Origin of the sequence: Shigella sonnei (genome assembly GCF_002950395.1) — a bacterium.
Classification (GTDB): domain Bacteria; phylum Pseudomonadota; class Gammaproteobacteria; order Enterobacterales; family Enterobacteriaceae; genus ECMA0423.
On the sequence record NZ_CP026802.1, the window covers coordinates 2,984,545 to 3,007,474 of the forward strand.

A 22,930-nucleotide genomic window follows, 5' to 3' on the forward strand; every position below is an offset into this window, starting at 1 on the left:
AAAATTAATGAGCTATTTTTGATAGTAGTCACATTCACTCATAAATTAAATTAATAAAAATTCATCAACTTCAAGGACTGATAATGACAAATGGTATCTCAACTTCGCCACATTGTCTTTATAAATCAAATATAGTAGATGATGTAATAATAAATAAAACAAGACAAAATGAGTTAGTAAAAGTATTTTGCGAGTATAAAACAGAGTTCTTAATTTTGTTTGATGACTTTTTTAGAAGCCATAACTTGCCTAAACCATCTCCAGTCCTTCATCATTTTTTTCAATATACTCATCTGAGAGATGCATATTTTTATAGATGTAAACTCATAGAACATACAGTTCAATTTTATTTTTTAAACACAAAGGTATCACATTACTTAGATTGGATGTTTTTGATGACAGAACAAGCGAATGTCTTTCTGAAGAGATTAAGATATACCAAGAATGCCATGAAAAATTCGTTAATTTTTTAAAGGCAAACTTCAACCAAGAAATATACCCACAGCTATATACTCCTGAAATATTTTATGAGGCCTGCAGAAATCTCCAGTCATTTTATGATCATCAGGAAACGTCACAAAACGCAAAATACAGTGCAATAGACAAGAAAAAAAGTCATCTTAACCAGGAAATCAAAAAGCTTATTAAAAAAAATATTTTCCCTGAGCTATACAATGAGCAATGCAATAAAATCCCCTCCTCATCGATAGATGATAACCAGGGAATAATGTGGCAGAACTTTAAAACTAGCAATTCGGCATATTCAAAACTATGTGGAAAATTATCTTTATTTAAAAGCGTGCCCAGTCGGTTAATAGAAAAATCAGCTTACTGCTCAACTGAAAACATGGCCACTAATAAATTTAATGTCGTCTTTTCTTACTGCGGAGATAATATAAAGGAATTTATACTTTTATTACCCTATAATAAATCACTGGAGATGTATGAACTTAACGATCAAAAGATCCAGTATTTGACTGCCCTTAATATTAATATACATAAAATGTTGCTATCAAATATAACAATAGAAAAGAGCAACCTTTCATATGGGTATTATTTTTGTTGTGTATTAACCAATATATCATGTTTTGAAAGCGACTTATCAAACACCATCTTTTCAAATGGAGAAATAAACAACCTCTTCATTAAAAAAAGCAACATATTTGGAACATCGTTCACTAATACCATGATAAAAAATTTGCGCTGTGAAGATATTATGCCTGGCCGATGGACCACTCAACTTGTCAATAAGCACTTAGGTTACAGATACACAGGAGTATTCAAAACCCTGGCAAGTATTGATGACAAACCGTCCCGTTTCGAAATTTTGATACCATTGGTACAAACTTTAGTTCGCGATAATGTAAAGCTAAATAATGATGTGTATAAAGAACTTAATAAGTTTATGCACGATTACGACAAAACATCATCAAAAATGAGAAAATACCTTCAGAGCATCAACGAGTGCATGCTCCTTATAAAAAATATAGTTCATCAGGATTAAAACACTCAAAGAAAGAGGTAATTTTAGAATGAAATTATCTGTGATGATTATTAATACACTGCAGAGAAATAAAAAACAATCTGAAGCATGCTCTGAAACATCCTACTCTGTCACTCTAATGATGGCACCTTGCTCTTCTTATAAAGAAGGGAACAATTAAGAATATTAAATTTTCAAACTTTCATCAACTTCACATCAAGAAATTAAAAAATTTAAACATTAATCTAAATAATAACAACCTGATCACATAATCGGGTACGATTTTATCCGATAACTATAATGCTATAACTCTGGGAAATGGTTGGAATACACCGCTGGGTGCCATCTCTTTTTACGCTGCCCGATCGAGTAGTAAGTTAAATAATGATACCAGACACGAAGGTACGAGCTATCAGGTCGCCTATAATAAATATCTAGTACAAACAGCCACTCGATTTAGCGTGGCCGCCTGGCGTTATGCTTCGCAGGATTACAGGACATTCAGCGACCATCTTTACGAAAATGATAAACACTATCATCAGAGTGATTATGATGATTTTTATGATATTGGCAGAAAAAATAGCCTTTCTGCCAATATTATGCAACCTTTATCCAATAATCTGGGAAATGTATCATTAAGTGCGCTTTGGCGGAATTACTGGGGGCGAAGTGGAAATGCTAAAGATTACCAATTCAGTTACTCCAATAACTGGCAACACATTAGTTATACTTTCTCTGCCAGCCAATCTTATGATGAAAATAATAAAGAAGAGGAGCGTTTTAATCTGTTTATCTCCATTCCTTTCTACTGGGGGGATGATATTGGGTAATGACTCCAACTTATTGATAGTGTTTTATGTTCAGATAATGCCCGATGACTTTGTCATGCAGCTCCACCGATTTTGAGAACGACAGCGACTTCCGTCCCAGCCGTGCCAGGTGCTGCCTCAGATTCAGGTTATGCCGCTCAATTCGCTGCGTATATCGCTTGCTGATTACGTGCAGCTTTCCCTTCAGGCGGGATTCATACAGCGGCCAGCCATCCGTCATCCATATCACCACGTCAAAGGGTGACAGCAGGCTCATAAGACGCCCCAGCGTCGCCATAGTGCGTTCACCGAATACGTGCGCAACAACCGTCTTCCGGAGACTGTCATACGCGTAAAACAGCCAGCGCTGGCGCGATTTAGCCCCGACATAGCCCCACTGTTCGTCCATTTCCGCGCAGACGATGACGTCACTGCCCGGCTGTATGCGCGAGGTTACCGACTGCGGCCTGAGTTTTTTAAGTGACGTAAAATCGTGTTGAGGCCAACGCCCATAATGCGTGCAGTTGCCCGGCATCCAACGCCATTCATGGCCATATCAATGATTTTCTGGTGCGTACCGGGTTGAGAAGCGGTGTAAGTGAACTGCAGTTGCCATGTTTTACGGCAGTGAGAGCAGAGATAGCGCTGATGTCCGGCAGTGCTTTTGCCGTTACGCACCACCCCGTCAGTAGCTGAACAGGAGGGACAGCTGATAGAAACAGAAGCCACTGGAGCACCTCAAAAACACCATCATACACTAAATCAGTAAGTTGGCAGCATCACCTGATATTGCCAAAACACGTCACCAAATTAACTTATCGAATTCGACCTCATTTTCCAAAGATGGCTATTCCTCCAACAATACTGGAATTACTGGCATAGCCGGTGAACATGATCAGTTAAATTATGGTATATATGTTAAATAGCTGCGCGGAATAGTAGATCACTTTGAGGGAACTTAGCCCGGATTGTGCGATCTGATCAATCGCCAAATCAAAACAAATCACCAACCGGACTGAGCAATGCCGATCATAGCACCAATTTCCCGTGACGAACGACGCCTGATGCAGAAAGCCATCCATAAAACACACGATAAAAATTATGCCCGCAGACTGACTGCCATGCTGATGCTGCACCGGGGCGACCGTGTCAGCGACGTTGCCAGAACGCTCTGCTGCGCCCGTTCCTCTGTTGGACGCTGGATTAACTGGTTCACGCAGTCGGGTGTTGAGGGACTGAAATCATTACCTGCCGGGCGTGCCCGTCGCTGGCCGTTTGAGCATATCTGCACACTGTTACGTGAGCTGGTAAAACATTCTCCCGGCGACTTTGGCTACCAGCGTTCACGCTGGAGTACAGAACTGCTGGCAATAAAAATCAATGAGATAACCGGTTGCCAGTTAAATGCCGGAACCGTTCGCCGCTGGTTGCCGTCTGCGGGGATTGTGTGGCGAAGGGCTGCGCCAACTCTGCGTATCCGTGACCCGCATAAAGATGAAAAGATGGCAGCAATCCATAAAGCACTGGACGAATGCAGCGCAGAGCATCCGGTCTTTTATGAAGATGAAGTGGATATCCATCTTAATCCCAAAATCGGTGCGGACTGGCAACTGCGCGGACAGCAAAAACGGGTGGTCACGCCGGGACAGAATGAAAAATATTATCTGGCCGGAGCGCTGCACAGCGGGACAGGTAAAGTCAGCTGTGTGGGCGGCAACAGCAAAAGTTCGGCGCTGTTCATCAGCCTGCTGAAGCGGCTTAAAGCGACATACCGTCGGGCGAAAACCATCACGCTGATCGTGGACAACTACATTATCCACAAAAGCCGGGAAACACAGAGCTGGCTGAAGGAGAACCCGAAGTTCAGGGTCATTTATCAGCCGGTTTACTCGCCATGGGTGAATCATGTTGAACGGCTATGGCAGGCACTTCACGACACAATAACGCGTAATCATCAGTGCAGCTCAATGTGGCAACTGTTGAAAAAAGTTCGCCATTTTATGGAAACCGTCAGCCCATTCCCCGGAGGCAAACATGGGCTGGCAAAAGTGTAGCGGTATTAAGCGCAGCTATTTAATCAGCAACAACAAAATAATGATACCTCGCTTGGTACGAATTTAAGCTGGAGAACTCCCATCGCCATAATAGATGGCAGCTATAGTCATTCTAAAAACGCCTGGCAAAGTGGTGGAAGTATTAGTAGTGGATTAGTTGTCTGGCCCGGTGGTATTAATATCACTAACCAGTTATCCGATACATTTGCAATTCTGGATGCGCCTGGGTTAGAAGGTGCACATATTAATGGACAAAAATACAATCGAACAAACAGCAAAGGCCAGGTTGTTTACGACCTGATAATACCTCATCGTGAAAACCATCTGGTACTTGATATAGCAAACAGTGAAAGTGAAACAGAATTGCAGGGCAATCGTCAAATTATTGCACCTTACCGTGGAGCAGTTTCTTATGTGCAGTTTACAACTGACCAACGTAAGCCCTGGTATATACAGGCACTGCGTCCCGATGGTTCGCCATTAACCTTTGGCTATGACGTACTGGATCTCCAGGAAAATAATATTGGAGTCGTTGGCCAGGGTAGTCGCCTTTTTATTCGCGTAGATGAAATTCCCACTGGAATAAAAGTTGCTCTCAATGATGAACAGAACTTATTCTGTACTATTACTTTTCAACACGTTATCGATGAAAACAAAACATATATATGCCAGTAAAAGGAGTTTACTATGAAGTGGCTTTTATTAATCACCTTGAGTCTATATTCTTTTATTGTGCAAAGTGCTCCCTGTGCATTGACCAATGTCGGGGAACAACGTGGAACATATATACTCAAGCCACTGAGTATGAAAGGTAATCTCACCGCCGAAAAAATTGAAAACACCGGAAATATCATTGAGTGTGCAGACTTACAAGAGACGACCAACGCCATTAAAGTTCATTTTTTAACACAGAACACTTTAAGGTTTAAAGTCGGAAGTCGTCATTATATTATTAATTTCCCCTTTGAATCTGACGGTAAAAAAATAGAGCTTCCAGGAAGGTCATCTTATAATTTAGAAGAAATGCTATCTGCGATAAATTTCACCATTCCATACTCTATCGCATCTGTATCAGATAGTTCCAACACCGCAGATATTTTTCCAGGAACTCCTTTTCCTTTGTTGTTCGAAATTGAAGTGAGTTCATGTACAGGGAATAATACTAATTGTAATAGCGTCCGCTTTAATTATAATTTAAATACTATTTTACAGGTAAATTTAATGACCTGTGGTTTTGAAGATCAATCCATCGACACTGGACGATTTGTACTGTCTCGTATCAATAATGAAAATTATCAGTTTCATCATATAAGATTTGACTGCATCCAGGGCGAGCAAGGTGAATTAGTTTTTGAACCCAGTGATGTTGAATATTACTTTGAACCAGTGACGATACAGGAGTCAGGAACCAGCATATTAAAAAATGAGTTAGAAAACAGTGAGGACGGTGCGGGTCAAGTAGGCTTTCAACTCTCCAATGATGGTACGAATGAAATCCAGTATGGTAAAAGCAATTACTACTCTTTTCAGCATCCCCATGAAGGAAGTAATCAGATTCCTCTATTTATTCGCCCGCGTACATATGGAAATAATGTCTCAAGCGGGCAAATAATGAGCCGAGTCAAAATCGTGGTTATGTACAACTAATCTATCTCCCCCACCTTAACTTTGGGGGAGGTGCCGATTAACGCGCCGCTGGACTAAAAAGCGCAGAATAATCCGTATTGCAGATTCGCTGTACCGCCGGGTGCTGAATCATCCGCTCAGCAAAAATAGCATGGTACTCTTCCATCACATTCTCGACGCGACCAATTTCTACGACAGTTTTATCGGCATAAAAGTCATATGCATAAAGCGTTGGGGCAACGAAGATTGCATTGTGCATCGCACCAAAAGCTTTCATCAACGCGGCATCATCAAACTCGCCGAGGATTTCTACGTTTAATCCCTGGGAGTTAAACCAGTTAAGCAATTTGCGCCCTAACATTGAACGTCGCCCAGGAATCAAAAGTCGCCGTTCTTCCAGACAAGCCGGGAACGATTTTTCTGGTGGTGGATTTGTACACCAGAAACTCACGCCACATTCGCCAATTCTCACGGAGAACAGGCCTTCCTGCTGCGTAGAGTCTATCGGACAGTCAGAAATGATCATATCCAGTTTATGCTGACTTAATTGCTCCAGCAGCATTTCGTGGGTGGATTCGAAGCAGCGAAGATGAATGGGCTCGCCTTCTACCACTGCGGCGTTAAGTACGCTACTGACCAGGCGTTTGGAAAGTGCATCAGCCACGCCAACGTCAAACAATAAATTGGATTCTTTGCGATAGTTCACAATATCCAGCATTTCCTGGCTTAAGGTGAACATTTTATCGGCATAGCGATAGACCAGTTCTCCCAGCTCGCTGGGTTCGAGACCACGTCCCTTGCGTTTAAATAATTTGCCTTGCAGGCGCTCTTCCAGCGCTCGAATCTGTCCGGTAATGGTTTGTGGAGTTAAATAAAGCGCCTCCGCTGCGCCAACCACGGAACCTTCTTTATAGACATGCCAGAAGTAATACAAGTGGTTGTAATTGATATGAGACATGCTCATTTCTCTCCCTGATAACAATGAAAAGGGAGCCGTTTATGGCTCCCCGGTAAACCGTCCTGTCAAACTGATGGACGCAAACGAACGCGTAACCAGCTGTATCCAATTACCGCCGAAGAGATAGAACCGACCAGGATACCGAGTTTCGCCCAGTTAATCAGTTCTGGATCTACGCTACCAAAGGCCAGGCTGGCAATAAAGATAGACATAGTAAAACCGATACCGCACAGGATCCCCACCGCCATAATTTGCTGATAAGTCGTTCCCTCAGGCAGATGCGCCAGTTTCAAACGCAGCGCCAACCAGCAGAACAGACTAATCCCCAGCGGTTTGCCAATCAGCAAGCCAGCGATGATCCCCAATGGCAGAATGGAGGTCAAGCCATCCAGCGTGACGCCTTGCAGTGAAACGCCAGCATTAGCAAATGCAAACAGCGGTAAAATCAGATACGCCACCCACGGGTGCAATACATGCTCCAGTCGCTTCGCTGGAGAACGCCCATGCTTCTCTTTCAAAGGAATAAAGAAGCCGACAATTACCCCCGCCAGGGTTGCGTGAACCCCCGATTTCAACACCGCAGTCCACAACACCACGCCAACAAGAATATAGACGCCCGTGCGGCGTACACCACACAGATTCAATACCGCGAGTACCGCAATTGCTACAGCCGCGACGCCAAGAGAGGCCATCGATAAGTCATTAGTGTAGAACAATGCGATGATAATGATGGCCCCAAGATCGTCGATAATAGCCAGAGCCATCAAAAAGATCTTCAGTGCTAACGGAACACGACTTCCCAACAGCGCCAGCACACCAAGTGCAAAGGCAATGTCAGTAGCCGCCGGGATCGCCCACCCTTCGCGGGTAATCGGATCGGCATAGTTAAAGGCCAGATAGAGTAATGCCGGAACAATCATCCCACCAATAGCGGCGATAACCGGAAATGCGGCCTGGCGTAAGCTGGCTAGCGATCCTTGCATCAGTTCACGTTTAACTTCCAGACCGACTAACAGGAAAAATACCGCCATCAGCGCGTCATTTATCCATAACAGCATGTTTTTGTTGATTTCGAGTGAACCAACCCGGAGCTGAACCGGCGTCTCCAGAAAGTCGTGATACCATCCACTGGTTGCGCCGCTGTTGGCCATCATCATCGCCAGGATAGCGGCAATGATAAGAATAATGCCTCCCGAGGCATCACTGCTAAAGAATCGATGCAGATGTTTCACTTTTTATTTCTCTTTCAGGTGAATAGATCGTTTTTACTATTTTACCCCGCACAAATCATCGTTAAAATCAGATTATAGTGTAGGAATAACTCGTTTTTTACGAGCAATTAAAGGATTTGCGCCATCAGCGGTGAGATGAGTTTTTGACGGCTGTAAGGCAGTATGACTTTCCGTGAGACAGATGCTGGCCAACGTGGGATATTTAACGCGGGTTAACATCGTTGTCAGAGCCGCATGGGTGAGCTGTTGCTACACCCCGGTATTTCCACCACGGAGGCCAGCATGAACAACAATAACACATTGTACGTCGGGTTAGATGTTCACAAAGAATCGATTACTGTCGCTTATGCTATCAATTCAGAACCTGTTGAACTGATGGGTAAAATTGGCACATCACCTACTGATATTCAGAATCTTTGTAAACGTCTCAGGTCAAAGTCATCGCAGGTCAGTATCGTTTATGAAGCGGGGCCCTGTGGTTATGGACTTTATCGCCGGCTGGTGAAATCCGGTTTTGACTGCATGGTCTGCGCCCCCTCACTTATCCCGAAAAAACCGGGGGAGCGGGTTAAAACCGATCGCCGTGATGCCATCAGACTTGTGCGTTCACTGCGTGCAGGAGTGTCAACGCCACGATGTTTGACCGTTATTTGCCATTTTCATGCCCGCTAAATACTTTCGTTACTGATGCTGTCCGCTTTCCACCATTTCATCATCACTGATTGGCGTTGTGTTTTTGGTCAGCACTCCAGCTTTACGTTTCTCTTTTAACCGGTAACTCTCTCCTTTGATATTCAGCGTGGTTGAGTGATGTAGCAGCCGATCCAGGATCGCTGTTGCCAGTACGTGATCTCCGAACATTTCTCCCCAGTCTGCGAACCCTTTGTTTGACGTCAGTATGATGCTCGCTTTTTCATATCGACGGTTCAGTAGCCGGAAGAACAGACTGGCTTCCTCTCTGTTCATCGGCAGATAGCCTATTTCATCCAGGATCAACACCCGGGCATAACTCAGTTGCTGTAGCTGACGCTCCAGCCGGTTTTCCTGTTTCGCTTTCATCAGTGTCGCGATCAGTCTGTCCAGTGGCATAAACAGTACCCGATGTCCCGCATCCACCGCTTTCACGCCAAGAGCTATGGCCAGATGAGTTTTTCCGACACCAGGAGGGCCCAGCAGGATCACGTTTTCGCTGCGCTCCACGAACGCCAGACCAGCCAGTTCCCGGACAACCTTACGGTCGATGCCCGGCTGGAAGGTAAAGTCGAACTGCTCCAGCGTTTTGACCCACGGCAGACGAGCCTGCTTCAGCCTGGACTCCATACCGCGCTGATGCCTGCCGTTCCATTCCTGCTGTAGCGCCATGCACAGGAACTCCCGGTAGTTCAGCTCTTTTTTAGCTGCCTGTTCCAGCAGGCTTTCAACGTGATAACTCAGATGCTCCATTTTCAGGCGACTCAGCAGGACTTCCAGTTCATGCATCACAACAGCTCCTCATAGGCACTCAGTGGTCGATGTTCCACCTGACTGACCTGCTGCCAGAGCGGGGCGTGATGCTCCGGCACTGTCTGCCAGCCAGACGATGCTGAACAGAGGCGATGTGAGGCCACCAGTTTCTCATTACTGTAGATCCGCAACTCGTCATCCAGCGATATTCGTATCGATACCGGCTAACCACACAGCGCTTCGGGAACGCTGTAACGATTACCACCAACCTCGATATAGCTGTCCCAGGACACATGGCGGATATCGAAGTAACTGGTATCGAAGTCTGTATCCGGTAACGGCTGCAGATGTTCCTGCTCCAGCGCGAAGCGCTGTTCCGGCGTTTCTTTGAACTGGCGAAGCTCCCGTTTGTCAGCCACATCGGCTATCCATTGCTCCAGTTGTTGATTGACATGAGTGAAGCTGTCGAACCTGCGGTACCGGACGAAGAAGTTCTCCTTGAGGTATTTCACCATCCGCTCAACCTTACCTTTTGTTCTGGCCCTGCGTGGACGGCATGCCCGTGGCAGGAAGTTATAGTGGTCAGCCAGCAACAGGAATCCGGAGTTGAACACGACTTTCCCGTTGTTATTCTTCAGCACCGCAGCCTTCTGGTTATCAACCAGCACCGTTTTCACACAACCACCGAAGTAGTGGAAGGCGCGAACCAGTGATTCGTAGGTATGCTCAGCATCCTGTTTTGGTGCGGCGAAGACATGGAAGCTGCGGGAGAACCCCAGCGTATTAACCGCAAAGTTAACTTTGCACCGTTGCCCGGCAACCTCCACCTCAACTTCGCCCCAGTCATGCTGGAGCTGGTATCCAGGCTGAGTTTCGAAGCGAACTGTTCTTTTTGACGGACGCATTTTACGTTTGGGCTGGATGTAGTAACGCAGCATGGAACGTCCGCCCGTATAACCCATTGCCTTAATCTCCGCGAAGATAACCTCGCTATTCCAGACATTCTCTGCCAGGCGCATGTCGATGTAATCCATAAACGGTTTCAGCTTAACCATTTTGTGGCGGGTCTTTCTGGCTGGCGGTTCAGGGTATTTGAGGTAGCGTCTGACCGTCCGTTCAGAGCAACCAATCTGAGTCGCAATATCGACGATGTACGCGCCCTGCTGGCGCATTTGCTTTATCATGTAAAAGTCCTCTCTGCTCAGCATGTTGATGTCCTTTCTGGTGTGAGAACCTTAAGGAAACAACATGTTGGGTGGAGCGGACAATCCAAATGGCGAATTACCGTCTTATATCACTGGCGCTGACAGGAGATCTTTCTGCTGTCTACGTACCCGGCATTGAAGATGAGGCATTCCGGGATTTGGCCCGGGCATGGGCATCTGCCCGCGATGATTTACGGCATGCAAGGCAACGTCTGAAATCGTTTCTTCTGGTTCATGGGGTCCATTATGTCGGGCGAGCAGATTGGGGCCCTGCACACCGACGCTGGCTCAGCAAATACTCATTCGAAAGTCCCTGGCGACAATTAGCTTTTGACGAACACCGTCGTACAATAGAAGATCGGCAGGCACAATGTGAACGGCTGGAATCCGCCCTGAAGGAGGCCGTTACCGAATGGAGGCTGTATCCGGTAGTAGAGGCGCTGCAAGCCATGCGAGGGATTCAGTTTATTACTGCGGTTGGATTAATTTCTGAACTGGGTGATCTGACCCGTTTTGAACATCCACGACAACTGATGTCATGGTTTGGTATCACGCCATCAGAATATTCATCGGGTGGAAGCAGACATCAGGGCAGCATTACCAAAGCCGGAAACAGCTATGCCAGAAAGCTATTGGTCGAGGCAGCGTGGAGTTACCGTCATCCGGCACGCATCAGTCCGGCAATACAAAAAAGGCAGGAAAATTTACCCCGCCCCGTCATTGACAGAGCATGGGATGCTCAACTCAGGCTTTGTAAGAGGTATCGAAAACTTCAGGCCAAAGGAAAGAATGTCAATATTACAATTGTTGCTGTTGCACGTGAGCTGGCGGGTTTTATCTGGGATATGGGCCGAATAGCAATGTCTGTCGCACAACAACCACAATGTCACAAATAAAAAATGAGAATAACCAGTTCCCTGAAGGCGACGTAGCCCGGTACAAGAGTAACCCACGTTAGCGCTTGGCGACGGCGGAACAAAGCTGATTCGCGACGTAAGAAAGTGGCAGGCTCATATGACGGACCTCTGTAATGCGGTATCCAACCCGCGAATATCAGCGTGATTCACCGTCGGATTTACTGCTACGTCGCCCTCAGGGAATTAAACCTAAAAAGAAAATCGTCAAAATTAGAGATTCCGGTTTAACACGGAAAGTCATATCAGCGCTAACGGGTGACCCTAAGCCCTGATAATCATAGCTTAAGGTCAGGATTTCTGAGGGATTAATTAGGAAAAGTAATAATTAATTTCTTGTCAGTCGGCGTTATTTGTTAGGACAATATTTCAAAAATAATCCAGCTTGTCGTCAATAATTGCGATAAATAGATAAATTAAAGTTAAATAATTAAATCATTAAAAAATTACGCCACAAAAATGCGAGGCGTCTTCAGGATTAGAATCGATAAAACAGAATGGGTTAAAGAGAGCGATATAATAGCGGCGGGTGCTTGAGGCTATCTGTCTCAGGCATTAGCTGAACGGCAGATAGAGAAAAGCCCCGAGTGATATTTTACTATCAACCCGAGGCCCCCTATATGCTGAACACATGTAGAGTGCCTCTTACTGACCGTAAGGTCAAGGAGAAGAGAGCAATGAAGCAGCATAAGGCGATGATTGTCGCCCTGATCGTCATCTGTATCACCGCCGTAGTGGCGGCGCTGGTAACGAGAAAAGACCTCTGTGAGGTTCACATCCGAACTGGCCAGACGGAGGTTGCTGTTTTCACGGCTTACGAATCCGAGTAAGAGCAACGGCGGGGAGTGATCCCCGCCACTTTTCAGGTGCTCGCATATCTTCAACGCACCCTAATTTTACCCAAGCCTGCCCACGGGCAGGCTTTTGGGGAGGTTAGCGGGTCAGGTCGTCAAAAAACTTCTTCACACCATCAAAGAAGCTCTTTGAGCGCGGGCTGTTGTGCTCACCGGTTGGGCCACCGAAGCTTTCTTGCAGCTCTTGCAGCAACTGTTTCTGCTTCTCGTTCAGGCCTACCGGTGTTTCGACGACAACGCGGCACAGCAAATCACCCTGTGCGCCACCGCGGACAGACTTGACGCCTTTACCGCGCATACGGAAAAGCTTACCGGTCTGGGTTTCGCCAGGCACTTTCAGTTTGACGCGACCATCAAGGGTCGGTACTTCGATTTCGCCACCCAGCGCCGCCATAGCGAAGTTGATCGGGACTTCGCAATAGAGGTTGTTGCCTTCACGCTCGAAAATCGGGTGCTGTTTAACCTGAACCTGAACGTACAGATCGCCTGCCGGTGCGCCATGCTCGCCCGCTTCACCTTCGCCCGCAAGACGGATGCGGTCTCCAGTGTCCACCCCTGCCGGGATTTTAACGGACAGCGTTTTGCTGCGCTCAACACGACCATGACCATGACATTTGTTGCACGGATCTTTGATCAGCGTACCGCGGCCCTGACAGTGTGGACAGGTCTGCTGTACAGCGAAGAATCCCTGGCGCATCTGCACCTGACCAGAACCATGACAGGTCGGACAGGTCTGCGGCTGTGTACCTGGTTTTGCACCGCTACCGTGGCAAACGTCACACTCTTCCAGAGTCGGAATGCGGATCTCTTTGGTCACGCCACGTACAGCTTCTTCGAGGGTGAGCTCCATGTTATAGCGTAAATCAGCACCGCGCGCCGCACGTTGACGACCACGTCCGCCGCCAAAAATATCGCCGAAAACGTCACCAAAAATATCGCTGAAGTCTGCGCCGCCGCCAAAACCGCCGCCGCCCATGCCACCTTGCTCAAACGCAGCATGACCATACTGATCGTATGCCGCACGTTTTTGCGAGTCGGTCAGAACTTCATAAGCTTCCTTGATCTCTTTAAATTTCGCCTCGGCCTCTTTGTCACCCTGGTTACGGTCCGGGTGGTATTTCATGGCCAGGCGTTTGTAGGCCTTTTTGATTTCACGCTCTTCCGCTGTTTTGGAAACGCCTAAAATCTCGTAATAATCTTGCTTAGCCATCTTTTTTAAATTGCCCCTAGATGAATGCACGGGCGGAGAGGAAATTCCCCTTCGCCCGTGTCAGTATAATTACCCGTTTATAGGGCGATTATTTTTTGTCTTTGACTTCTTCAAATTCAGCGTCGACAACATCGTCATCTTTCGCGTTGTTTGCAGAAGCATCAGCACCGGCAGTCTGCTGCTGGGCATGTTGCTGCTGGGCGATTTCCATCAGTTTCTGGGAAACCTGTGCCAGTTCCTGCATTTTCGCTTCGATAGCGGCTTTGTCTTCACCTTTCAGAGCAGTTTCCAGTGCAGTCAGCGCAGACTCGATAGCAGTTTTGTCGTCAGCCGGCAGTTTGTCGCCTGCTTCTTCAACCTGCTTACGGGTGCTGTGCAGCAGATGGTCGCCCTGGTTGCGAGTCTGTACCAGCTCTTCAAACTTACGGTCAGCTTCGGCGTTAGCTTCTGCGTCGCGTACCATTTTCTGGATTTCATCTTCGTTCAGACCAGAAGAAGCCTTGATGGTGATCTTCTGCTCTTTACCGCTGTTTTTATCTTTCGCGGAAACGTGCAAGATACCGTCAGCATCGATATCGAAGGTAACTTCGATCTGCGGCATGCCGCGCGGTGCCGGGTTGATACCATCCAGGTTGAACTGACCCAGAGATTTGTTATCAGCTGCACGTTTACGTTCACCCTGCAGCACATGGATGGTTACCGCAGACTGGTTGTCTTCAGCGGTAGAGAACACCTGGCTGTGCTTGGTCGGGATAGTGGTATTTTTCGCGATCAGCGTCGTCATCACACCGCCCATGGTTTCGATACCCAGAGACAGCGGGGTAACGTCCAGCAGCAGTACGTCTTTTACGTCACCAGTCAGAACACCACCCTGAACAGCAGCACCGATTGCTACAGCTTCGTCCGGGTTAACGTCTTTACGCGGCTCTTTACCAAAGAACTCAGCAACTTTCTTCTGAACCATTGGCATACGAGTCTGACCACCCACGAGGATAACGTCGTCGATATCAGATACGGACAGGCCAGCGTCCTGCAGTGCAACTTTCAGCGGCTCAATGGAACGGTTTACCAGATCTTCAACCAGGCTTTCCAGTTTCGCACGAGTCACTTTGATGTTCATGTGTTTCGGACCGGTCGCATCTGCAGTGATGTACGGCAGGTTAACGTCGGTCTGCTGAGCGGAAGACAGTTCGATTTTCGCTTTTTCTGCCGCTTCTTTCAGGCGCTGCATTGCCAGCGGATCGTTGCGCAGGTCAATGCCCTGATCTTTCTTGAATTCTTCAACCAGGTAGTTGATCAGACGGCTGTCGAAGTCTTCACCCCCCAGGTGGGTATCACCGTTGGTAGCCAGAACTTCGAAGGTTTTTTCGCCGTCAACTTCGTCGATTTCGATAATAGAAATATCGAAAGTACCACCACCCAGGTCATAAACCGCGATAGTACGGTTGCCAGTACCTTTGTCCAGACCGTAAGCCAGCGCAGCTGCGGTCGGTTCGTTGATGATACGTTTTACTTCCAGACCAGCGATACGGCCTGCGTCTTTGGTTGCCTGACGCTGAGCATCGTTAAAGTATGCCGGTACGGTGATAACAGCTTCAGTTACCGGTTCACCCAAGTAATCTTCAGCGGTTTTCTTCATTTTTTTCAGCACTTCAGCAGAAATCTGCGGCGGTGCCATTTTCTGGCCTTTAACTTCGACCCATGCGTCGCCGTTATCAGCAGCAATAATTTTGAACGGCATGATGGAAACATCACGCTGTACTTCTTCGTCCTGGAAGCGGCGGCCAATCAGGCGTTTAATCGCAAACAGGGTGTTTTGCGGGTTCGTCACTGCCTGACGTTTAGCCGGCTGACCAACCAGAGTTTCACCATCCTGGGTATAGGCAATAATAGAAGGCGTGGTGCGATCGCCTTCGGCGTTCTCCAGCACGCGAGGAGTGGTGCCATCCATAATCGCTACACAAGAGTTGGTAGTACCCAGGTCGATACCAATTATTTTACCCATCTAAACGTCTCCACTATATATTCGGTCATCATGTGGTTGTGAGTCTGTAATAGGGGCGAAACGTCTGGTTTCAACTGCCCAATTTCATTTTTTTGCAGACTCACTCACTGCGGTTGACTACTAAATGGGGTCGTAACCCACGTCATCAAGGGGGAGATGCAAAAATTTTTTGTGCTTTTGCGCAGAAATTTCGCGATATGGCAGGACAAGACGTAAAATTGACAGCAATTTTATTCATATAAAGAATGAATCGCAGCCAAGGCATTCATCAAAAAATTGTAATAAAAAGAAAAGATTACGTACCTGAATCTTCTCTTTATCAGCAGTAAACTAGTGGGTATTCATCCCTCTACCTCTTCCCACTAAGAGAATCCTTATGAAATCCGTTTTTACGATTTCCGCCAGCCTGGCGATTAGCCTGATGCTGTGCTGCACGGCGCAGGCAAACGACCATAAACTCCTCGGCGTCATTGCAATGCCGCGTAACGAAACCAACGATCTGGCGCTGAAACTTCCTGTTTGTCGCATTGTGAAACGCATACAACTCTCTGCCGACCATGGCGATTTACAGTTAAGCGGTGCATCGGTTTATTTCAAAGCCGCCCGTAGCGCCAGTCAGAGTCTGAATATTCCTTCAGAAATAAAAGAAGGGCAAACCACTGACTGGATCAACATTAACAGTGATAACGACAATAAACGCTGCGTCTCAAAAATCACCTTTTCCGGTCATACGGTGAACTCATCGGATATGGCCACGCTGAAAATTATCGGCGACGACTAACGCCAGAATATAGAAACCACAAAAAATGAATGTTAATTACCTGAATGATTCAGATCTGGATTTTCTTCAGCATTGTAGTGAGGAACAGTTGGCAAATTTCGCCCGATTGCTCACCCATAATGAAAAAGGCAAAACTCGCCTCTCCAGCGTACTGATGCGCAACGAACTGTTTAAATCGATGGAAGGGCATCCCGAGCAACATCGCCGCAACTGGCAGCTGATTGCTGGAGAATTACAGCATTTTGGTGGCGATAGTATCGCCAACAAACTGCGCGGACACGGTAAATTGTATCGGGCCATTTTGCTCGATGTTTCAAAACGATTGAAGCTGAAAGCCGACAAAGAGATGTCTACGTTTGAGATTGAGCAACAGTTACTGGAACAATTTCTGCGTAACACCTGGAAGAATATGGACGAGGAACATAAGCAGGAGTTTCTGCACGCGGTCGATGCCAGGGTGAATGAGCTGGAAGAGCTGCTGCCGCTGCTGATGAAAGACAAATTATTGGCAAAAGGCGTGTCGCATTTGCTTTCCAGCCAATTGACCCGCATTTTACGCACCCACGCAGCAATGAGCGTGCTTGGGCATGGTTTGCTGCGCGGCGCGGGTCTGGGAGGCCCTGTGGGCGCAGCATTAAATGGGGTTAAAGCGGTCAGCGGCAGTGCCTATCGCGTGACAATTCCAGCCGTAATACAAATCGCCTGCCTGCGCCGGATGGTTAGCGCCACTCAGGTCTGACACCGTAAACCGGGGAAAATTTTCATTTTCCCCTCAAAAGATCGTAGACACTGCCCCACTGGCTGATTATTATGCCGCGCCCTGAAAACACTACTGTTATTCAGGGAAATTATTTCACCATTCATTCGATGATGATTTTTGAGGAATTATGGGCAACACTAAGTTGGCTAATCCGGCACCGCTGGGCCTGATGGGCTTCGGCATGACCACCATTCTGCTTAACCTGCACAACGTGGGTTATTTCGCTCTGGACGGTATTATTCTTGCCATGGGCATTTTCTACGGCGGCATCGCGCAAATTTTTGCCGGTCTGCTGGAGTACAAAAAAGGCAACACTTTCGGTTTAACCGCATTCACCTCTTACGGTTCTTTCTGGTTGACGCTGGTTGCGATTCTGCTGATGCCGAAACTGGGTCTGACCGATGCGCCAAATGCACAGTTCCTTGGTGTCTACCTGGGTCTGTGGGGCGTATTTACGCTGTTTATGTTCTTCGGCACGCTGAAAGGCGCACGCGTTCTGCAATTCGTTTTCTTTAGCCTGACTGTGCTGTTTGCCCTGCTGGCGATCGGTAACATTGCCGGTAACGCCGCAATCATCCACTTTGCCGGCTGGATTGGTCTGATCTGTGGTGCCAGTGCAATCTATCTGGCGATGGGTGAAGTACTGAACGAGCAGTTTGGTCGCACCGTTCTGCCGATTGGTGAATCCCACTAATTGTTTTGAGATCCCCCCGCTCGGGGGATTTTTTTATTCGCTAACGTCGCGTCTTGCACTCTTCGGTCTGAATGCAGCAACCACTTCTGGTGCCGTTTCAACGTATGGCCCTTCCAGCAACTGAATGCAGTACGGTACGCTGGCAAAAATACCGTGTACCACAACGTTACCCGCAGCGTCCTTCACACCTTCCAGCGTCTCTTTAATAGACTTCGGCTGACCGGGTAAGTTAAGGATCAGCGCCTGTTTGCGAATCACACCAACCTGACGCGAAAGGATCGCAGTTGGTACAAAATGCAGGCTTATCTGGCGCATCTGTTCACCAAAGCCAGGCATCTCGCGGTCCGCTACTGCCAGCGTCGCATCGGGCGTTACGTCACGACGCGCCGGGCCAGTTCCGCCCGTGGTGAGCACCAGATGGCAACTCATTTCATCCACTAGCTCACACAACGTTTGCTCGATGATCGCCTGCTCATCGGGGATTAAGCGGGTTTCCAGTTCAAACGGCGTGGTTAGCGCCGATGTCAGCCATTCTTCCAGCGCAGGGATGCCTTTATCCTGATAAACGCCGCTGGATGCGCGATCAGAGATGGAAACTAAGCCAATACGTAAAGTATTCATCAAGATTTTTCCGTTTAAACAGTCTCGTTAAACAGAATGATACACTGCGAAGGGAGTGACAGACAGGCTTCAGAAGAGGTAGCGTGACCGACTTCCCGGTCACGCTAAGAATGATTACAGCAGATCGCCGATCATTTTTTCCAGTTTTTCCTGGTCAATAGCAAACTTACGGATACCTTCCGCCAGTTTATCTACTGCCATTGGATCCTGGTTGTGCTGCCACAGGAACTCGGACTCAGTGATACGCGCCGGACGCGCTTTCACTTCGCCGGTGTAAGACAGTTTACGTTCGATAGCCCCTTCGCTCTCAGCCAGCTCTTTCAGCAGTGCCGGTGCGATGGTAAGACGGTCGCAGCCTGCCAGTTCCAGAATTTCGCCGATGTTACGGAAGCTTGCGCCCATAACCACGGTTTCATAACCGTGCTCTTTGTAGTACTGGTAGATTTCAGATACAGAAACCACGCCCGGATCTTCTGCCGGAGCGTACTCTTTCTTATCAGTATTCGCTTTGTACCAGTCAAGAATACGGCCAACAAATGGCGAGATCAGGAACACGCCTGCTTCCGCACAAGCACGAGCCTGAGCGAAGGAGAACAGCAGGGTCAGGTTACAGTTGATGCCTTCTTTTTCCAGCTGTTCTGCAGCACGGATACCCTGCCAGGTAGAAGCCAGTTTGATCAGAATACGATCGTTGCTAATACCAGCATCGTTGTAGAGTTTGATCAGGCGTTTTGCTTTCGCAATTGACGCTTCGGTGTCATAGGAAAGACGCGCATCAACTTCAGTTGAGATACGGCCCGGAACCAGTTTCAGGATTTCCAGACCAATATTTACTGCCAGTTTGTCGGTCGCGTCCACGATCTGCTGCGCGCGATCGTTGCTCTGCTGTTTCGCCCAGGCGACAGCATCATCAATCAACTTACGGTATTCCGGAATCTGCGCTGCGTTAAGAATGAGAGAAGGGTTGGTTGTGGCATCCTGCGGTTGATACAGCTTCATTGCCGCGATGTCCCCAGTGTCGGCCACTACGGTGGTGTACTGACGAAGGGAGGTCAATTTGTCCGTCATGATAGTATTTCTCTTTAAACAGCTTGTTAGGGGGATGTAACCGGTCTGCCCTGATGATATCACGACGCAACGTCAGCGCAACCGCCGACAAGACGGTTATCGCCAGGCGAGACTGTTTCGGATTTCTGACACTGCGTTGATATCGCCCGCCATTTTTATACAAAACCTCATGTATGCTACGCAGAAGTTATCAAGTACCTCGTAGCGTATATACTTCTTAAACAATTGGTAACGTTTACACAGGAAAGTCATCGCGACCGGCAATAAGAGGGATATGCATGCCAGATTTTTTCTCCTTTATTAACAGCGTCCTTTGGGGATCGGTAATGATTTACCTGCTCTTCGGCGCAGGTTGTTGGTTCACTTTTCGCACCGGATTTGTGCAGTTTCGCTACATCCGCCAGTTTGGCAAAAGTCTTAAAAATAGCATTCATCCACAGCCAGGCGGTTTAACCTCATTTCAGTCATTGTGTACCAGTCTTGCGGCGCGCGTGGGTAGCGGCAACCTGGCCGGCGTTGCGCTGGCTATTACCGCCGGTGGACCTGGAGCCGTCTTTTGGATGTGGGTTGCCGCGTTTATCGGCATGGCGACCTCGTTTGCCGAATGTTCCCTTGCACAACTTTATAAAGAACGTGACGTCAATGGACAGTTTCGTGGAGGACCGGCATGGTATATGGCGCGCGGGCTGGGGATGCGTTGGATGGGCGTTCTGTTCGCCGTCTTTTTGCTCATCGCCTACGGCATAATTTTCAGCGGAGTTCAGGCGAACGCCGTTGCCCGAGCCCTGAGTTTTCTTTTGATTTTCCCCCGCTGGTGACAGGCATTATTCTCGCTGTCTTTGCTCTGCTGGCAATCACTCGCGGTCTTCATGGCGTCGCCCGGCTCATGCAGGGGTTTGTCCCGTTGATGGCGATAATCTGGGTGCTGACCAGCATGGTGATTTGCGTAATAAATATCGGGCAACTTCCCCACGTCATTTGGTCTATTTTTGAGAGTGCTTTTGGCTGGCAGGAAGCGGCAGGCGGCGCGGCGGGATATACCTTAAGCCAGGCGATTACTAACGGTTTTCAGCGCAGTATGTTTTCCAATGAGGCGGGAATGGGTTCGACGCCAAACGCGGCAGCGGCAGCGGCGTCCTGGCCTCCGCATCCGGCAGCGCAAGGGATTGTCCAGATGATTGGCATTTTTATCGACACCCTGGTCATCTGTACGGCAAGCGCCATGCTGATATTACTGGCGGGTAACGACACAACCTACATGCCGCTGGAAGGTATTCAGCTTATCCAGAAGGCGATGCGGGTGCTAATGGGTTCCTGGGGTGCTGAGTTTGTTACCCTCGTGGTTATTCTGTTTGCCTTCAGCTCCATCGTTGCCAACTACATTTATGCCGAAAACAATCTCTTCTTTTTACGCCTGAACAACCCTAAAGCGATCTGGTGTTTGCGGATCTGCACCTTCGCAACGGTCATCGGCGGCACCTTGCTAAGTCTTCCGCTGATGTGGCAACTGGCAGATATCATAATGGCCTGCATGGCTATTACCAATTTGACCGCCATTTTACTGCTCTCGCCTGTGGTTCATACCATTGCCAGTGATTATCTACGCCAGCGTAAACTCGGCGTGCGCCCGGTGTTTGATCCGTTGCGTTATCCGGATATCGGTCGCCAGCTTTCTCCGGACGCGTGGGATGATGTTTCGCAGGAGTAATCACAACTATCGATCAACTCATTCTCTTTTTTTGCTAAAGTCGGCATAAATTTCCTGCAAGGACTGGATATGCTGATTCTTATTTCACCTGCGAAAACGCTTGATTACCAAAGCCCGTTGACCACCACGCGCTATACGCTGCCGGAGCTGTTAGACAATTCCCAGCACTTGATCCATGAAGCGCGGAAACTGACGCCTCCGCAGATTAGCACGCTGATGCGCATCAGCGACAAACTGGCGGGTATCAACGCCGCTCGCTTTCATGACTGGCAGCCAGATTTCACGCCGGAGAATGCCCGCCAGGCTATTTTGGCGTTTAAAGGTGATGTCTACACCGGCTTGCAGGCCGAAACTTTCAGCGAAGACGATTTCGATTTTGCCCAACAGCATTTGCGAATGCTTTCCGGCTTGTATGGCGTACTGCGCCCGCTCGATTTAATGCAGCCTTATCGTCTGGAAATGGGGATCCGTCTTGAGAATGCCCGAGGGAAAGATCTGTATCAATTCTGGGGAGATATCATCACCAACAAGCTGAACGAGGCGCTCGCAGCACAAGGCGATAATGTGGTGATTAATCTGGCGTCAGATGAGTATTTTAAATCGGTGAAGCCGAAGAAATTGAATGCCGAGATTATCAAGCCGGTGTTCCTCGATGAGAAGAACGGCAAATTTAAGATAATCAGCTTCTACGCTAAGAAAGCACGCGGTCTGATGAGTCGTTTCATTATTGAAAATCGGCTGACCAAACCAGAGCAACTGACTGGTTTTAATAGCGAAGGTTACTTCTTTGATGAAGCTTCCTCCAGCAATGGCGAACTGGTGTTTAAACGCTACGAGCAGCGTTAAGTTTGCAGTCAATGCCGGATGCGGCGTGAACGCCTTATCCGGCCTACAAAAGCATGCAGATTCAATATATTGCAGAATTCACGTAGGCCTGATAAGACGCGCCAGCGTCGCATCAGGCGCTGAATGCCGGATTGTTACCCGGCATTTGTCATTTAGCGGTGATGTTTGCCTGGACCATGACCGCCGTGATGATCATGAGGAGCTTTCTTATGGTGGCGCGGCGGTGGCGGCGGTCCGTGTGGGTGCCAGCGATTGCCTCGCCATTCATAATGTTGTTTCCACCAGCCGTGGTCGCGCCAGTGACCTCCATCCCAGTAATAGCCACGATTATCACGATCGCCTATCTGTAATTTTACTGACGGGACTAACGTAATTTCCGCAGCCTGTGCTGCCATGGGAGCGACCAGAACCAGGGAAAGTGCGAGTACGATAGATTGCATCTTTTTCACAGGTTACTCCTTTTATCATTGCCCGTTATGGGTCGATATCCGGAGATTACGCGATGAGAACGACGGTTGTTATTCTCCGCAATCCTAATCTCTAAGTTACCGCATTTATTGAGAATTTCTCCTTTTTCCCTGTCGTTTTTCTCCATAATTTCTTCATAAAAAAGCCGGGCTGCATAAAAGCAAACCCGGCCTGATTGAGATAATGAATAG

17 protein-coding genes and 7 pseudogenes are annotated in these 22,930 nt (G+C 47.9%); 14 read left to right on the forward strand and 10 right to left on the reverse strand.

Features of this window, described 5'->3' with window-relative positions; all coding sequences use genetic code 11:
* Window positions 1-83 precede the first annotated feature (83 nt).
* Window positions 84-1,504, forward strand: a pseudogene (gene espX1 / locus C1P89_RS15530) (type III secretion system effector EspX1).
* A gap of 254 nt (window positions 1,505-1,758) precedes the next feature.
* Window positions 1,759-2,307 (forward strand): annotated as a pseudogene (locus C1P89_RS15535) (fimbria/pilus outer membrane usher protein); the annotation flags it as partial.
* Window positions 2,308-2,323: 16 nt separating this feature from the next.
* Here the strand turns inward: C1P89_RS15535 and C1P89_RS15540 are convergent.
* A protein-coding gene (locus C1P89_RS15540) for an IS1-like element IS1A family transposase (protein WP_094096600.1) occupies window positions 2,324-3,021 on the reverse strand; the annotation gives its coding sequence in 2 pieces (ribosomal slippage) (window positions 2,324-2,772 and window positions 2,772-3,021; 699 coding nt in all).
* Between the two features lie 56 nt (window positions 3,022-3,077).
* Here C1P89_RS15540 and C1P89_RS15545 point away from each other — a divergent pair.
* The 4 genes and pseudogenes from C1P89_RS15545 to C1P89_RS15560 form a co-directional block, all read left to right on the forward strand.
* Window positions 3,078-3,212 (forward strand): annotated as a pseudogene (locus C1P89_RS15545) (fimbria/pilus outer membrane usher protein); the annotation flags it as partial.
* 102 nt (window positions 3,213-3,314) lie between these two features.
* Entirely contained in the window at window positions 3,315-4,346 is a 1,032-nt protein-coding gene (locus C1P89_RS15550; RefSeq protein ID WP_005136263.1) for an IS630-like element IS630 family transposase, read from the forward strand.
* A gap of 21 nt (window positions 4,347-4,367) precedes the next feature.
* Window positions 4,368-5,021 (forward strand): annotated as a pseudogene (locus C1P89_RS15555) (fimbria/pilus outer membrane usher protein); the annotation flags it as partial.
* A 12-nt stretch (window positions 5,022-5,033) separates the two neighbouring features.
* Window positions 5,034-5,993, forward strand: a complete 960-nt coding sequence (locus C1P89_RS15560) for a hypothetical protein (RefSeq protein WP_000871664.1) — start codon at window positions 5,034-5,036, stop codon at window positions 5,991-5,993.
* Between the two features lie 37 nt (window positions 5,994-6,030).
* Here C1P89_RS15560 and nhaR read toward each other — a convergent pair whose 3' ends face one another.
* Both nhaR and nhaA read right to left on the reverse strand, forming a co-directional pair.
* Window positions 6,031-6,930, reverse strand: coding sequence for a transcriptional activator NhaR (gene nhaR, locus C1P89_RS15565; RefSeq protein ID WP_005139207.1), 900 nt, complete (start codon window positions 6,928-6,930; stop codon window positions 6,031-6,033).
* Window positions 6,931-6,995: 65 nt separating this feature from the next.
* Window positions 6,996-8,162, reverse strand: a complete 1,167-nt coding sequence (gene nhaA / locus C1P89_RS15570; RefSeq protein ID WP_000681368.1) for a Na+/H+ antiporter NhaA — start codon at window positions 8,160-8,162, stop codon at window positions 6,996-6,998.
* Window positions 8,163-8,444: 282 nt separating this feature from the next.
* On the opposite strand from nhaA, the pseudogene C1P89_RS15575 reads away from it, so the two are divergent.
* Window positions 8,445-8,783 (forward strand): annotated as a pseudogene (locus C1P89_RS15575) (IS110 family transposase); the annotation flags it as partial.
* 60 nt (window positions 8,784-8,843) lie between these two features.
* Here C1P89_RS15575 and istB read toward each other — a convergent pair.
* Entirely contained in the window at window positions 8,844-9,641 is a 798-nt protein-coding gene (istB, locus tag C1P89_RS15580; RefSeq protein ID WP_000544828.1) for an IS21-like element IS21 family helper ATPase IstB, read from the reverse strand.
* A pseudogene (istA, locus tag C1P89_RS15585) lies at window positions 9,641-10,813 on the reverse strand (IS21-like element IS21 family transposase). The gene istB and the pseudogene istA overlap by 1 nt, the downstream one beginning before the upstream one ends.
* A 65-nt stretch (window positions 10,814-10,878) precedes the next feature.
* On the opposite strand from istA, the gene C1P89_RS15590 reads away from it, so the two are divergent.
* The gene (locus tag C1P89_RS15590) at window positions 10,879-11,706 is read left to right on the forward strand and encodes an IS110 family RNA-guided transposase (RefSeq protein WP_000035075.1); all 828 of its coding nucleotides are present in this window, start codon (window positions 10,879-10,881) and stop codon (window positions 11,704-11,706) included.
* A 695-nt stretch (window positions 11,707-12,401) separates the two neighbouring features.
* Window positions 12,402-12,554, forward strand: coding sequence for a type I toxin-antitoxin system toxin MokC (gene mokC, locus C1P89_RS15595; protein ID WP_000809168.1), 153 nt, complete (start codon window positions 12,402-12,404; stop codon window positions 12,552-12,554).
* Between the two features lie 103 nt (window positions 12,555-12,657).
* Here the strand turns inward: mokC and dnaJ are convergent, their stop codons facing one another.
* Together dnaJ and dnaK are read right to left on the reverse strand one after the other, a co-directional pair.
* Window positions 12,658-13,788 (reverse strand): molecular chaperone DnaJ, encoded by a 1,131-nt coding sequence (dnaJ, locus tag C1P89_RS15600; RefSeq protein WP_001118464.1) that lies wholly within the window; start codon window positions 13,786-13,788, stop codon window positions 12,658-12,660.
* Window positions 13,789-13,876: 88 nt separating this feature from the next.
* Window positions 13,877-15,793: a molecular chaperone DnaK gene (gene dnaK, locus C1P89_RS15605; RefSeq protein WP_000516135.1), complete on the reverse strand. Its 1,917-nt coding sequence runs from the start codon at window positions 15,791-15,793 to the stop codon at window positions 13,877-13,879.
* A gap of 376 nt (window positions 15,794-16,169) precedes the next feature.
* Here dnaK and C1P89_RS15610 point away from each other — a divergent pair, with 376 nt between their 5' ends.
* From C1P89_RS15610 to satP, 3 genes are all read left to right on the forward strand, one after another.
* Entirely contained in the window at window positions 16,170-16,574 is a 405-nt protein-coding gene (locus C1P89_RS15610; RefSeq protein ID WP_000843568.1) for a DUF2541 family protein, read from the forward strand.
* A 25-nt stretch (window positions 16,575-16,599) separates the two neighbouring features.
* Window positions 16,600-17,313, forward strand: coding sequence for an acidic protein MsyB (gene msyB, locus C1P89_RS15615; RefSeq protein ID WP_001102381.1), 714 nt, complete (start codon window positions 16,600-16,602; stop codon window positions 17,311-17,313).
* A gap of 148 nt (window positions 17,314-17,461) precedes the next feature.
* Entirely contained in the window at window positions 17,462-18,028 is a 567-nt protein-coding gene (satP, locus tag C1P89_RS15620; protein ID WP_000528538.1) for an acetate uptake transporter, read from the forward strand.
* A gap of 33 nt (window positions 18,029-18,061) precedes the next feature.
* Here the strand turns inward: satP and mog are convergent, their stop codons facing one another.
* A complete protein-coding gene (gene mog, locus C1P89_RS15625; protein ID WP_001094682.1) occupies window positions 18,062-18,649 on the reverse strand; it encodes a molybdopterin adenylyltransferase in 588 nt (195 codons plus the stop codon).
* A 114-nt stretch (window positions 18,650-18,763) separates the two neighbouring features.
* Window positions 18,764-19,717 carry a transaldolase gene (tal, locus tag C1P89_RS15630; RefSeq protein WP_000130185.1) on the reverse strand — a complete coding sequence of 318 codons (954 nt, stop codon included), beginning with the start codon at window positions 19,715-19,717 and terminating at the stop codon, window positions 18,764-18,766.
* A 278-nt stretch (window positions 19,718-19,995) separates the two neighbouring features.
* Here tal and C1P89_RS15635 point away from each other — a divergent pair.
* Together C1P89_RS15635 and yaaA are read left to right on the forward strand one after the other, a co-directional pair.
* A pseudogene (locus C1P89_RS15635) lies at window positions 19,996-21,425 on the forward strand (alanine/glycine:cation symporter family protein).
* Between the two features lie 69 nt (window positions 21,426-21,494).
* Entirely contained in the window at window positions 21,495-22,271 is a 777-nt protein-coding gene (gene yaaA / locus C1P89_RS15640) for a peroxide stress protein YaaA (protein WP_000906191.1), read from the forward strand.
* 152 nt (window positions 22,272-22,423) lie between these two features.
* Here the strand turns inward: yaaA and C1P89_RS15645 are convergent, their stop codons facing one another.
* Complete coding sequence (locus C1P89_RS15645) at window positions 22,424-22,720, reverse strand: DUF2502 domain-containing protein (RefSeq protein WP_000738723.1); 297 nt, start codon at window positions 22,718-22,720, stop codon at window positions 22,424-22,426.
* Window positions 22,721-22,930 lie beyond the last annotated feature (210 nt).